General features: G+C 38.3%; 1 protein-coding gene. It reads left to right on the top strand.

The window, feature by feature from the left end; translation table 11 throughout:
- Positions 1-21 precede the first annotated feature (21 nt).
- The coding region (locus AC1DUA_RS40245; protein WP_477504966.1) for an N-6 DNA methylase at positions 22-546 on the top strand (525 nt) is incomplete at its 3' end.

The following is a 546-nucleotide window of genomic DNA, read 5'->3' as shown; positions in this document are numbered from 1 at the left end:
ACCGGGGAGATGCATAAACAAATGAACACACAGGAAATTGTACAGAAGCTTTGGAATCTTTGTAATGTTCTACGCGATGACGGAATCACTTACCACGAATACGTTACTGAGCTTACTTATATTCTCTTTTTAAAAATGATGAAAGAGACAGATCGAGAAGAACCTATCCCGGCGGAATTTCGCTGGGACGAATTAGGTTCTAAAAAAGGAATAGAGCTGTTTAATCATTACAAAAGAGCCTTGTTGGAACTTGGAACGAAAGGAAATAATCTTGTTCAACAAATCTATGCAAATGCTTCTTCAAATATAAAACAGCCAAAGAACTTGGAGATCATTATTGATTCCATAAATCAATTGGACTGGTATAGTGCACGTGAGGAAGGTCTTGGAGATCTATATGAAGGACTCTTAGAGAAAAACGCAAACGAAAAGAAGTCKGGAGCCGGTCAATATTTTACACCCAGACCATTAATTAATGTTATGGTAAAACTAATTGATCCTTTACCAGGTGAGAAGTGTAACGACCCTGCTGCAGGTACACTTGGG

The sequence above is a fragment of the Paenibacillus sp. 01T422 genome, assembly GCF_056398785.1.
The sequence above is the reverse complement of the archived record's forward strand: the minus strand, read 5'-3'. Positions and strand labels throughout refer to the sequence as shown.